This is a genomic window from Streptomyces sp. NPDC104581 (assembly GCF_055583685.1).
This window is the reverse complement of sequence record NZ_JBVJNN010000059.1, coordinates 22,222-33,730: the sequence shown is the minus strand read 5'-3', so window position 1 is coordinate 33,730 and position 11,509 is coordinate 22,222. Positions and strand designations below refer to the sequence as shown.

General features: G+C 72.2%; 12 protein-coding genes. 5 read left to right on the top strand and 7 right to left on the bottom strand.

Features of this window, described 5'->3' with window-relative positions; all coding sequences use genetic code 11:
• Both ACZ61E_RS30460 and ACZ61E_RS30455 read right to left on the bottom strand, forming a co-directional pair.
• Positions 1–337: carboxyl transferase domain-containing protein (locus tag ACZ61E_RS30460; protein WP_469703413.1), on the bottom strand; the 337-nt coding region annotated here is incomplete at its 3' end.
• Between the two features lie 126 nt (positions 338–463).
• Positions 464–652: an acyl-CoA carboxylase epsilon subunit gene (locus tag ACZ61E_RS30455; protein WP_469703412.1), complete on the bottom strand. Its 189-nt coding sequence runs from the start codon at positions 650–652 to the stop codon at positions 464–466.
• A gap of 374 nt (positions 653–1,026) precedes the next feature.
• On the opposite strand from ACZ61E_RS30455, the gene ACZ61E_RS30450 reads away from it, so the two are divergent.
• Entirely contained in the window at positions 1,027–2,028 is a 1,002-nt protein-coding gene (locus tag ACZ61E_RS30450; RefSeq protein WP_469703410.1) for a ScbA/BarX family gamma-butyrolactone biosynthesis protein, read from the top strand.
• 89 nt (positions 2,029–2,117) lie between these two features.
• On the opposite strand, the gene ACZ61E_RS30445 is transcribed toward ACZ61E_RS30450, so the two are convergent.
• Positions 2,118–2,993 carry an NAD(P)H-binding protein gene (locus tag ACZ61E_RS30445; RefSeq protein WP_469703408.1) on the bottom strand — a complete coding sequence of 292 codons (876 nt, stop codon included), beginning with the start codon at positions 2,991–2,993 and terminating at the stop codon, positions 2,118–2,120.
• A gap of 191 nt (positions 2,994–3,184) precedes the next feature.
• Between ACZ61E_RS30445 and ACZ61E_RS30440 the strand changes: the two genes are divergently transcribed.
• The gene (locus ACZ61E_RS30440; RefSeq protein WP_469703407.1) at positions 3,185–3,862 is read left to right on the top strand and encodes a ScbR family autoregulator-binding transcription factor; all 678 of its coding nucleotides are present in this window, start codon (positions 3,185–3,187) and stop codon (positions 3,860–3,862) included.
• Here the strand turns inward: ACZ61E_RS30440 and ACZ61E_RS30435 are convergent.
• Together ACZ61E_RS30435 and ACZ61E_RS30430 are read right to left on the bottom strand one after the other, a co-directional pair.
• A complete protein-coding gene (locus tag ACZ61E_RS30435; protein WP_469703405.1) occupies positions 3,855–5,480 on the bottom strand; it encodes an FAD-dependent monooxygenase in 1,626 nt (541 codons plus the stop codon). The genes ACZ61E_RS30440 and ACZ61E_RS30435 overlap by 8 nt on opposite strands.
• A 63-nt stretch (positions 5,481–5,543) precedes the next feature.
• On the bottom strand, positions 5,544–6,128 hold the full coding sequence (locus tag ACZ61E_RS30430) for a TetR/AcrR family transcriptional regulator (protein WP_469703404.1): 585 nt from the start codon (positions 6,126–6,128) through the stop codon (positions 5,544–5,546).
• A 73-nt stretch (positions 6,129–6,201) separates the two neighbouring features.
• Here ACZ61E_RS30430 and ACZ61E_RS30425 point away from each other — a divergent pair, with 73 nt between their 5' ends.
• Entirely contained in the window at positions 6,202–8,784 is a 2,583-nt protein-coding gene (locus tag ACZ61E_RS30425) for a PEP/pyruvate-binding domain-containing protein (protein WP_469703402.1), read from the top strand.
• On the opposite strand, the gene ACZ61E_RS30420 is transcribed toward ACZ61E_RS30425, so the two are convergent.
• Positions 8,691–9,182, bottom strand: a complete 492-nt coding sequence (locus ACZ61E_RS30420; RefSeq protein ID WP_469703401.1) for a GNAT family N-acetyltransferase — start codon at positions 9,180–9,182, stop codon at positions 8,691–8,693. The two genes, ACZ61E_RS30425 and ACZ61E_RS30420, sit on opposite strands and share 94 nt — an antisense overlap.
• 219 nt (positions 9,183–9,401) lie before the next feature.
• Between ACZ61E_RS30420 and ACZ61E_RS30415 the strand changes: the two genes are divergently transcribed.
• Both ACZ61E_RS30415 and ACZ61E_RS30410 read left to right on the top strand, forming a co-directional pair.
• A complete protein-coding gene (locus ACZ61E_RS30415; protein WP_469703399.1) occupies positions 9,402–10,073 on the top strand; it encodes a GOLPH3/VPS74 family protein in 672 nt (223 codons plus the stop codon).
• Positions 10,074–10,182: 109 nt separating this feature from the next.
• Positions 10,183–10,668 carry a nuclear transport factor 2 family protein gene (locus ACZ61E_RS30410; RefSeq protein ID WP_469703397.1) on the top strand — a complete coding sequence of 162 codons (486 nt, stop codon included), beginning with the start codon at positions 10,183–10,185 and terminating at the stop codon, positions 10,666–10,668.
• A gap of 6 nt (positions 10,669–10,674) precedes the next feature.
• Here ACZ61E_RS30410 and ACZ61E_RS30405 read toward each other — a convergent pair whose 3' ends face one another.
• Positions 10,675–11,307 carry a class F sortase gene (locus ACZ61E_RS30405; RefSeq protein WP_469703395.1) on the bottom strand — a complete coding sequence of 211 codons (633 nt, stop codon included), beginning with the start codon at positions 11,305–11,307 and terminating at the stop codon, positions 10,675–10,677.
• Positions 11,308–11,509: the final 202 nt, after the last annotated feature.

Below are 11,509 nucleotides of genomic sequence, written 5' to 3'. Positions count from 1 at the left end.
CACCACCGAAAATCCGGAAATCATGCGCGTACACGAACACCGAACGGCCCTCGACCGTCCCCCAGCCCGTGATCACACCATCCGTGTACGGCCTCCTCGCCTCCAGCCCGAACCCCGTCGCCCGGTGCCTGCGCAACTGCTCGACCTCCCGGAACGACCCCTCGTCCAGCAACAGCGCGATGCGCTCACGCGCCGTCAGCTTGCCCTTGGCGTGCTGCGCCTCGGTCGCACGGTCACTCGGCCCCGCGACAGCACGGGCCTTGATCACGTGCAACTCCGCCACCTGACCGCGCGGATCGCCCGGCGCCGCGGCGGTCGGCACGGCGGCAGTCCTCATCGCCATCCCTGGTCCCTTCCTGGGACAAGGCCGCGGATCTCGCCCGGCCTTGTGGAGAACATTCCCGAACCGTGTGTGCGGTCGCGTTTCCCGTGGCGGACGGCACGCCGTGCGGTGGCGGCAGGCTCACCGCCAACTGCCGGGCGCCACATAGGCCCCCGGCCGCTTCCACCAGTCCCATCCCGGTGGGGTTCCGCGCCCGGTCCGCGCCGGCACCCGCGCCCGCAGCGCGAGCAGCACCACAGCCACCGCGGCGAGTTCGTCCTCACCGGCCCGGCCACGTTCCAGACGGAGCACCGCCGGTGCACCCTCCATCCGTCCCACCCCCTGTCTCCATCGAGCCCGGTCATGGTCGGTCAGGTGACTAGAGAAGCGCTGAGGGGCCGCTTGAGGTCCGCCACGGGCCACCCGGACAACCGGCACGGCGAGCGTGGAGCCGGTCAGGCGTCAGGACGGCGGCATGCAACGCCGCCGTCCGACATCCCCCCTGGCAGCGGCCGGAAACACACGACTCGCGCCGGGCCGCGCGGGACCCGAAGGGGAGCCGCCCCCTCCACAAGCCGTGCGGACGGAGGGTCCTGCGCCACTGGAATGCAAACAGGTCGGTATGTATGTTCGCCCCCCGTACGGCCACACCGACACCATCTGCGACAGCACCCACAGGCCAACGCCGCTCAGGGGGAACAGACATGTCTGCGAGCACGTGCCGCGCCCTGCACCAGTTACCCACCGCCGACCCCACCGGGTCCCGCGGCGGAGCCGTCCGGACAACCGCCGCACCCCACCACCGACCGTCTCTGACCACCACCGTCCCGCGCGAGTTCGTCCACCGCGCCAGCATCGCCGAGGTGATGCTCACCAACTGGGAACGCGTGGACGACCACCACTTCACCGTCACCGCCCAGTGGCCCCGAGGACACAGCTTCTACACCAACGTGGGCGGCTGCCACGACCCGCTGATCGCCGCCGAGACGATCAGACAGACCGGACTGCTCCTGGCACACGCGGAGTTCGGCGTCCCCCTCGACCACCATCTGCTCGTCGGCGAACTGGACGTCACCATCCGCCCCCCGCACTTCCGGGTGGGCCGCGCACCCGCCACTCTCCAACTCGACGTCACCTGCTCCGAGGTGGAGCGGCGACGCGGCACCCTGACCCGCTGCCGTGTCGATGTGGAGATCCGCCGCGACGGCCGGCCGGCCGCCACCGGCGGCGGCTCGTTCACCTGTATCGGCCCCAAGGTCTACCAACGGCTGCGCGCCGCGAGAATCCACACCGGTGAAGGCGCCCCGGCCGGCTCACCGACAGCCCCCGAGAACCCCCGGACCGTCGGGCGTGTCTCGCCCACGGACGTCGTTCTCTCCCCCACCGGTCAGCCGCGCCGCTGGCACCTGAGGGTGGACACCCTCCATCCCGTCCTCTTCGACCACCCCGTCGACCACGTGCCCGGCATGCTGCTCCTCGAAGCGGCCCGCCAGGCCACCACCGCCACCCTGGGGCACACCTCCCTTCCGCTCGCCGTCACCAGCGAGTTCACGCGCTACGTCGAATTCGGCCCGGACTGCGTCGTCGAGGCGTTCCGGCTCCCCGGCTCGGGAGCGGACGACGAGGAGACCGTCCGCGTCACCGCCCGCCAGAACGGAACGACGGCCTTCCGCGCCACCATCACCACCACCCCGTCCACCGCGTAGACGCGGGGCCGGTGCCCGGCACGGTTCCGGGCACCGGCCCGCTCCCCCCACACGCGGTACCCGACACCGCCCCCCGGCCCGACAACTGATCAGCCGTCACTTCGCATCCTCCCCTCCGCGAGCGGGACGAAGGCGTCGAGATGATCGACGGCCCACTCGCGGAACGACCTCGCCCGGCGACCCGTCAGCCTGCGGACGGTGTCGTCCACCTCGGCCTTCGCGCCGGCCCGCTGCCGTTCCGCGCTCTCCAGCAGCGCCCGGGCGATCGGCGCCGGATACCGCCGTTCCAGCGCCGCGCGCGCCTCTTCCGGGCTCAACTCCTCGAAGCGCAGCCGGACTTCCAGCAGTCGGCCGAGCTGCCGTGTCTGTCCGACCGCCGTGAGCGCACGTGGTCCGGTCAGCGTGTACGCCCGCCCCTCATGCCCCTCCTCGGTCAGGGCCCGCGCGGCGACCTCCGCCACATCCCGGGGATCCACACAGGCGTTGCCCGATGTCCCATGGAGCGCGCGTACGGTCCGCTCGGACCGTATGGAGGCCGCCCAGGCCAGGGAGTTGGACATGAAGGCGCGCGGTCGCAGCAGGGTCCACTCCAGACCTGACGCCCTCAGCACCTCCTCGCTCGCACGCTGCCACCGGGTGATGAGGTCATCGGCCCGCGGGTCGAGGACGGCCGCCGCGGAGAGCTTCACCACCCGGCGCACCCCCGCCGCACGCGCGGCGGCGACGAACCGGGCGTCGTCGTCTTCCCCGGGGCGGGTGGTCACCAGGAGAGCCGTGCGCACCCCCGACACCGCCCGTGCCAGCGCCCGCGGATCCCCGTAGTCCCCGCCGACCCTCTCCACCGCCGTCGACAAGCCGGTGGCTTTCGCGGGATTCCTGGCCCAGACGCGAACCCGCCGGCCGGCGGGCAGTCGCCGCACCACCTCCCGCCCCACCGTTCCGGTCGCACCCGTCACCAGAATCATCCGGCGTCCCCCTCCGTACGAAGTCCCCGCTCCGGCGTCTGCCCCCGTGCCCGTGCACGCCCGCGGCCCCGCGTCTCACCGAATCCGGTTTGCGGCGGGCACAGGAATGGGAAACACCGAATTGCAGTAAGATACAGACTGGACGGTTTTTATCGGGCTCTCCGGGCTCAATGGACAAGAGGAGGCCGACAGTGGTGCAGCAGGACCGGGCGATCCGCACTCGGCGGACGATCCTCACGGCCGCGGCCAAGGTCTTCGAGGAGCGAGGTTACCGGGCGGCGACGATCAGCGAGATCCTCACCACCGCCGGCGTGACCAAAGGCGCGCTGTACTTCCACTTCCCCTCCAAGGAGGACCTGGCGGAGGGTGTGATCAGCGAGCAGGACCAGCAACTGCCCGTCCCCGAACGCCCCTGCAAGGTGCAGCAACTGGTCGATACCGTCTTCCTGCACACCTACCGTCTCCAGAACGACCCCCTGGTGCGGGCCGGAGTCCGGCTCTCCCTCGACCAGCAGGCCCAGGGGCTCGACCGCAGCGGCCCCTTCCTGCGCTGGAGCCAGGTCGGCACCGATCTGCTCAACAGGGCCCAGGCGCAGGGCGAACTGATGCCCCATGTCGTACCGGCCGAGACCTCGGACGTGCTGGTGGGAGCCTTCGCCGGCATCCAGGCCATGTCCCAGGCCACGTCCAACTACCGGGACCTGCCCCACAGGGTCGCGATCCTGCTGCGTCATGTGCTGCCCAGCGTCGTGGTGCCGTCGGTGCTCGCCGCGGTCGACCTGGCGGAGAACAGGGGCGCATCCGTCCACAAGGCGCTCAAGAACACCCGCGCCGCCGAGGAGGAACGGCGTTCGGTGCCCCTCAACTGACCGCGCCCGAACGGCTGTCGCGCACTCCCGCTCCCCCGCCCCCGTCCTCGCCCTCGCCCTCGCCCTCGCCGAAAAACGCCCTGAGGGCGGGCGCGAGCCCGCCTCCGCCGGCCGCCCAGCCGATGTACCCGTCGGGCCGCACCAGCACCGCGTCGTACGGCAGACCCGGCACCGGCTCCGCACGCACCACCCTCAACACCCCCGCCCAGGCACGTGCCCGCCGCTCATGGCCGCCCGTGTCCGCACCGAGGATCAGCAGCAACGGCCGGTCCCCGGCCAGCAGTTCGATCACATCGGTACGCCCGGTGGGGCCCTCCCCGGTGACCAGTGGCACGTTGGCCAGGAAACTCCCCTCCCACGGGGAGGAGTCCGCACCGCGCGCGGGCAGCACCGTGTCCTGGCCGCTGACCATCGACGCCAGCACACCACCCTCCGGCGCCCCGGCCAGCAGCTCACCGAACAGGGCCCGCAGCGGGTCGAGTCCGGCTTCCGGCCGCATCAACGCCAACTGCGCCCGCGTGTGGTCGATGACCCGCCGCGCCGCGGGCCGGCGCTCCCGGTCGTACGTGTCGAGCAACCCCTCACCCGCCGACCCGCGCACCGTCATTGCCAGCTTCCACCCGAGGTTCAGAGCGTCCAGCACACCGGTGCTCAGGCCCTGGCCGCCGATCGGGAAATGCACATGCGCCGCATCCCCCGCCAGCAGCACCCGCCCCCTGCGGTAACACCCCGCCAGCCGGGAGAAGTCACTGAACCTGCTCAACCACTTCGGCGACCCCATGCCCACCTCACGCCCCACGATCCGTGACACCTCCCCGCGGAACTCCGCCAAGGTCAAGGGCGCCCCGCGCGCCTCCGAGGCGCCTTCGCACTTCAACGTCCGCAGCCGCACCCCACCCCCGGCCACGTCCTTCACCACCACCCATCCGCGCGGGGTCCGATGCCACCCCGCCACCAGGGCCCCCGGCTTCTCCAACCGCACATCACCGGCCATGGCGGAGACCGTCGCCGGATACGACGTCGCGCCGAAACCCGCCAGCGCGCGCACCACACCCCGGGCACCGTCCGCGCCCACCACGTACTCCGCGACCCACTCCACCGCCCGCCCACCAGGACCGACCGCCGAGACCCGCACCCCCTCCGCGGCCTCGCGCAGCCCAGTCACCCGGTGACCACGCAGCACCACCACCCCCGCGGCGCGCGCCCGCTCCTCCAACGACCTTTCCAACGCCTGCTGTTCGCACTTCAGCACCGCCGCCGGCTCCCCCGCCGGTACCGGGACCGTCAGTCCCGGCATGCCCGCGAAGTGAAAGCCGCCGCTCCCACCACCGCCATCGGAACCGGCACGGGGACCGGGACCGGCACCCGCCGGCCCAGCCGGATAACCGCGCCGCGCCAGGGACTGCACCGCCCGTGCGTGCAGTGTCGTCGCCCTGGGCCGATCCGACACACTCCCCCGCGCCTCGACCACCCACACCCCGACCCCGAACGCCGCCAGTTCACAGGCGACGAGCAGCCCCACCGGGCCTGCGCCCACCACCAGCACGCCCGCCCTCACCCGACCCACAACGCCACCCCGCCCCGGCCAGAAACAGACCCGTCCCGACACCGGAAACATACCGCGCGAGCGGTACCTCCCCCCAGCCCCCCCCACACAGCCCTCCGCGAATGAGAGGGGGCACTACGCCGACCGACCGCCGAACAGCAGGCCGAGTTGGGCGTCGAGCGCCGCCACCGCGTCGTCCACTCCGTACTGCGTCGACAGCAGCTGGAGCCCCAGACCGTCGACGAGAGCGAGCAGACCGGCAGCCGCGCGCTCCGGGTCCACCCCGTCCGCCGGACCGGAGGCCCTGAGCTGGTCGGCGATGAACGTCCGTGTCTCCGCGGCGAGTTGACGCAGCTCCGACGCGATCGACGGTTTCACTGCGGCGTAGGCCAGGAACGCGAGCACGACATGGTTCTCCAGCCGGCGCGTCTCGTCCAGCGGCAGCACCTGTAGCAGCAGAGCGCGTACGAGCTCGCGCGGGGGCCCCGGCACGATCTCGGCCTGTGACCGTTCGCGGATCCGGTCCATGACCATGCCCAGGGCGAACGTCATCATCTCGTCCTTGGTGCGGAAGTAGTGCTGCACCATCCCGGTCGAGACGCCCGCCTCCGCGGCCACGTGCCGCAGGCTCACCTTCTCCAGGCCTCCGGAGGCGGCAAGTCTCATCAGCGCGTCGGCGAGCAGCTCACGGCGTTCACGGTGGTCGACCTTGCGGGGCACGGCCGCCACTTTACATTGCGCCCGCAATGCCTCCAAGATACATTGCGACTGTATTGAAAAAAGGAGGTCCGTGATGGACGTGCTCGCACTGTCGGCGATCGACCCGCGACAGCGGTGGCTGGTGGGCGGGAAGGCCGCCGGGCTCGCCGCGTTGATCCGGCTCGGCGAGCGGGTACCGGACGGGTTCTGCGTCACGACCGAGGCGCACAGCCGCGGCGAGGTACCGCGGGCCGCGGTCCTCGCCGCGTACGAGCGGCTCGGCGCCGGTCCCGTCGCGGTCCGTTCGAGCGCGACCGCCGAGGATCTGCCGGACGCGAGCTTCGCGGGCCAGCAGGACAGCTTCCTCTCGGTCGAAGGCGCCGACGACGTACTCGCCGCGGTCCGGTCCTGCTGGGACTCGCTGCACACGGAGCGGGCCACCGCCTATCGCGAGGCCGCCGGCGTCGCGCACGACACCGTACGGATGGCGGTCGTGGTCCAGCGCATGGTCGACGCCGATGTCGCCGGCGTGCTGTTCACCGCCAACCCGCTCACCGGGTCGCGGAGCCAGTGCGTGGTCGACGCCGCCCCCGGCCCGGGCACCGCCGTCGTGGACGGCGCGGCGAGCGCCGACCACTACGTACTGGACGGTACGGCTCCGGAGGTACGGGGCTGCCTCACCCCTGCCCGGTCGAACGAGCTCCGCGAGGTCGGCGAACGGCTCCAGAGCCGGCTGGGCGCACCCCAGGACGTGGAGTGGGCGTACGACCACGACGGCACGTTGTGGCTGCTCCAGTCGCGGCCGATCACCACGCTGTTCCCCGCGCCCCCGGCGAGCGAGCGGCCGGGACCGCGCCTGTACGTCGAGTTCGGCCATGTGCAGGGCATGCTCCAGCCGGTGACGCCGGTGGGGATGTCGACGCTGAAGGAGATGCTGGCCGGCATGCTCGCGTCCGTCGGCCTCAGGGTGGACGTCGTCGACATCGGCGGACGGCTGTACGGCGACCTGACGGACGCGATGCGCGATCCCGTGACGAGGCGGCGGCTGGTGAAGCTCATGGCGGTCGACTTCGGGCCGCGGGCCCAGGCCGTGGTCGAACACCTCCTGCACGACCCGAGGTTCGCGCCGGTACGCGGCGGCAGCCGCCGGCGTCGCACGGCCTCGATGTCGGCGGCGCCGAGGGCAGTGGCCGGGATACTCGGCGCGCTCGCCCGGCCGGCCAGGGCGCGGTCACACGTCTTCGACAAGATCGAACAGCTCCGGCGACAGCCCGTCGCGGACCCGACGACCGCCCTGGAGCTGCTGCCGCTGGTCGAGCGGACCGAGCGGGGCGACTCCGGACTCGATGCCCTCACCTGGCCGGTCGTCACCGGAATCCTCGTGGCCGCGGTACTGCCGGCGCTCCTCAAGGACATCGCGAGCGACGACGAGATCAGGACCGTGCTCGGCGGGATGCCGCACAACGTCACGATCGAGATGGACCTCGCCCTCTGGCGGGTGGCCCGGCACGCGGCGCCGTACCGCGACCTGCTGCTGGAGACCTCGCCGGACAGGCTCGCAGCCGCCCATCTCGCGGGCGAGCTGCCCGATTTCGGCCTCACCGCGTTCCTCGACACCTACGGGCACCGCTGCGCCGCCGAGGTCGACGCCGGTGTCCCGCGCTGGTCCGAGGCGCCCGCCCCGGTCTTCGCGGCACTCGCCAACTACCTGCGGGTCACCGATCCGGACCAGGGCCCGGACCGGCGCTTCGAACGCGCAGCGGAACGGGCGGAGTCGATGCTCGCCGAGCTCGTACGGCGGGCCCGCCGCGAGCGTCCCGTCCGCGGCCGGCTCGCCGGCTTCTTCCTGCGCCGGGCCCGTGAGCTGGCCGGGCTGCGCGAGGCGGGGAAGTTCGCCGGGCTGTACGCGCTGCGCGACCGCCGCCGGCGGCTGCTGCTCATCGGCGCCGAGCTGCGGGCGAAAGGGCTGCTCGAACACGCCGACGACGTCGGGTTCCTCACCCTGCCCGAGCTGCGCGCCCTGGTGGACGGCGGGGACGATCCTCGCGCGACGGTCGCCGAACGCAAGTCCCGGTACGCGAGGGAGCTGAGGCGCCGGACCGTTCCCGTCGCCCTGCTCTCCGACGGCACCGATGTGGAGACCCTGCTCCCGGCCCGGACGCCGGACGACCGCACACTCACCGGTACGGGCGCCGCCGCCGGACGGGCCTGCGGCCCCGCCAGGGTGGTCCGCGACCCGGCGGACGCGTATGTCGAACCGGGCGAGATCCTCGTCGTGCCGACGAGCGATCCGGGGTGGACGCCGCTGTTCCTCACGGCGGGCGGGCTCGTCACCGAGACCGGCGCGGTGATGGCGCACGGGCCGACCGTGGCGCGGGAGTACGGCATCCCGGCCGTGATCTGTGTACCCGGTGCGACCGAACACATCCGGACGGGACAGCTGATCACCGTGGACGGTGCGGCGGGAACGGTCACGCTCGACGACGAACCGCGTGACGGCGGGGAACGGCGTACCCGCCCTGCCGTCACCCCCGACGCCGAAGCGGTCGGCTCGTCACGTGGCTCCGCCGGGGAGCGGGTACCTCACGGGCCGGGCAGCGGTACGGACGGCGCCAACTCGGCGACGACCTCGTCACCGTCGACCTCTCCCGTCGGCACGAAACCGAGCGACTCGTAGAGCCGTGCGGCCACCGTGTTGTCCGGGTGGTAGGCCAGCCGGATCGCCCGGCAGTCCTCCCGCGCCGCCAGCCAGCCCGTCATCGTCCGCAGGAGGGCGCGGCCGACACCCTTGCCCTGCTCGGGGCCGTCGATCAGCATTCCCCCGATCCAGTGCGAGCCGTCGTCGTCCCGGCCCCACATGACGTGACCGACGACCGTTTCGCCGGCACAGACCGCCAGCGAGTTCCAGCTGTCCTCGCGCATCGACAGAAGGAGATAGCGGGCCGCCATGGCGGCGACATGGCGTCGCTGGTCGTCGAGGGGTGCGACGTCGGCGACGGCCCGCCAGTTCTCGTCGTCGACCTCCCGCAAGGTGACGCCCCGTCCGGTCCTGTCGGAAAGCCCCTGAGTGATCATCCGAGGAGATTAGCGCTCGCGGCTCGGCCGGCCCGGCGCGCGGAGCTTCGCGGGAGGCCCGGCGGAAGGGGCGCGGGATGCAGCCGCCGGGCCCGGTCCGTACCCTGAGAACCGGTCGTGAGTGGCGGTACGGGCGGGTGCGTGGCCCGGCCGTCATGCCGGGTGTCGGGCCGGCCACCCGGTCACCGACAGCGGCCGTGCCCACGACTGGAGCCGTCGATGACCACACCACGGGACCTGTTGATCACCACGCTGGACGTGGCGTCCGGCCACCTTCCGGGGCAGGGCGACGTGTCGCTGGCGCTCGCCGGCGGCGAGCTGATCGATCTGCTGAACGCGCGGGCCGTGACGGTGGACGGCGATCGTGTCGTACCGGACGGGAACGGGGCGGTCGACGACCGTCTGCTGAACGAGGCGTCGGCCGCCGTCGTGCGTGAGGTGCCGTACGAGTCGGTCGAGGACTGGCTGTGGCGCAGAGGCCGCGACCTGGCGGGCGTCTACCTCACGGCACTGGAGTCGGAAGGGCAGATCACCCGGCGACGCCGCTCCCGCTGGGCGCCCTTCGGAGGCAGCCGGACCGTACTGGCCGATACGCCCGACCGCCGCTCGGCACACCAACGCTGGTCGTCGGACGAGCCCGTGCTCGTCTCCCTCGGTACGGCCATCGGGATCCGTGGCCGACAGCCCGGGGAGGACGAGCGGGAGCGGTGGGGCGAGCAGGACGAGCGGGACGAGCGGGAGCGGTCGCTCGGGAGTCCCCCGGATGTGGCGGACGAGGCGGTGGAGACGGTGCTCGCGATGGTCCACAACGCGGTGCGGGACCTGGAAGCCGAACGGCAGCGGCGGTCGATCGAGGACGCCGCCTTCGACAACATCTGGCGAGGTCAATAGCGCTCGTCGTGGCGGGCCGCGCTCCCGGGGGCGCTGGTGCCTCCGCGCGTCATTGCCGGGCTCGCGCCACCCATGATAGTCATGAAACTGACTAGTACCATTCATGACTATGAGAGGCCGGGGCCACACCGTGAGCACCGCAGACCGATTCCGCGAAGCCGTCGACAACCGCGACCTGTCGTCCCTGGACGCCCTGTTCACCGAGGACATCCGCCTCTACAGCCCCGTGAAGTTCACCCCGTTCGAGGGCAGGCCGATGGTGCTGGGCCTGTTCGGGGTCCTGCTGCGTACGTTCGACGACTTCCGCTACGTCGGCGAGTACACCGGCACAGCGGAGACCAGCGCCGACAACACATCCGCCCCGTCCGCGGTGCTGGTGTTCCGGGCCACGGTCAACGGCAAGGAGATCCACGGCATCGATCTGCTGCACTTCGACGGCGACGGGCGCATCAAGGAATTCACCGTCATGGTCCGGCCCCGGTCAGCCGTGCACGCCCTGGGCGAGGCCGTACTCGCCGGGCTGGTCGCGGACGGACTCGTACCGGCGGAGACTCCGGCTCCCACGGCCCCCACGGGCGGGGTGAACGCGGGATGAATCTCGTCAGTCCGACGTCGCGTACACGATGAGGTTGTCCACCGGGTGCCCCTCGGCGTCGTACTCGCCGTCGCAGGTGATCAACCGCAGAGCGCGCTCCTCGGTGCGGCCGTAGACCTTCTCGGTGGGGAAGGATTCCTTGCTGACGGTCTCGGTGCCCGTGACGGTGAAGCGGGCCGGCGCTGCTCCACTCCTGCCGACCGTGATGACCGCCCCCTCGGTGATCTCCTTGAGATCGTGGAAGACGGCTCTGCCGAATCGGGTGCTGTTGTGGCCGATGACGACCGCGGCACCGGTTTCGCCGGGCACCGCTCCGCCGACGTACCAGCCCGCGGTCATGCCTTCCTCGGCCGGCGGGACCTCCACCGTTCCGTCCGCGTTGAGACCGAGTTCCATGAGGGGACCGGTGACGCCGATCGAGGGGATGGACACCTCGGTGGGAGCCGCGTGCCCGGTGGGCTCCCCCGGGCTCTCCGGCACGGCGGGCTGTGATGTGCCGGGCGCGGGGACCGGCGCGGTCGTCTCCGGGGCGGACGTGCACCCGCCCAGCAGGGCGAGGGCAGCGGTGGCGGCGAGGCCGAGGCGGACGGGGGCGGGCAGGGAGCCGAAGCTCCGTGCCGGACGGTGCGCGGGGGACACGACGGACTCCAGGGCAGGACGCGGGACCAGGGGCCCGTCGTCCAGGTCGGGACGGGCGGGACAGCGGGAGGTGCGCGGACGCGGCGCGATGGCAGGGTGGCGGGGGCCCTCTTCCGGGCGTGGCACCCCCTCCCTTCATTCAGGGGTTTGGTCCCCAGAAGAGGCGGTGCCAAAGGGCGCCGGCCCCGCTAACCCCGAACGC

Bases quoted from the DNA above. Each gene is read 5' to 3' on its own strand.
- ACZ61E_RS30455 (WP_469703412.1), bottom strand. From the start codon at position 652: ATGGAGGGTGCACCGGCGGTGCTCCGTCTGGAACGTGGCCGGGCCGGT.
- ACZ61E_RS30445 (WP_469703408.1), bottom strand. From the start codon at position 2,993: ATGATTCTGGTGACGGGTGCGACCGGAACGGTGGGGCGGGAGGTGGTG.
- ACZ61E_RS30415 (WP_469703399.1), top strand. From the start codon at position 9,402: ATGACCACACCACGGGACCTGTTGATCACCACGCTGGACGTGGCGTCC.
- ACZ61E_RS30425 (WP_469703402.1), top strand. From the start codon at position 6,202: ATGGACGTGCTCGCACTGTCGGCGATCGACCCGCGACAGCGGTGGCTG.
- ACZ61E_RS30450 (WP_469703410.1), top strand. From the start codon at position 1,027: ATGTCTGCGAGCACGTGCCGCGCCCTGCACCAGTTACCCACCGCCGAC.
- ACZ61E_RS30435 (WP_469703405.1), bottom strand. From the start codon at position 5,480: ATGTTTCCGGTGTCGGGACGGGTCTGTTTCTGGCCGGGGCGGGGTGGC.
- ACZ61E_RS30410 (WP_469703397.1), top strand. From the start codon at position 10,183: ATGAGAGGCCGGGGCCACACCGTGAGCACCGCAGACCGATTCCGCGAA.
- ACZ61E_RS30420 (WP_469703401.1), bottom strand. From the start codon at position 9,182: ATGATCACTCAGGGGCTTTCCGACAGGACCGGACGGGGCGTCACCTTG.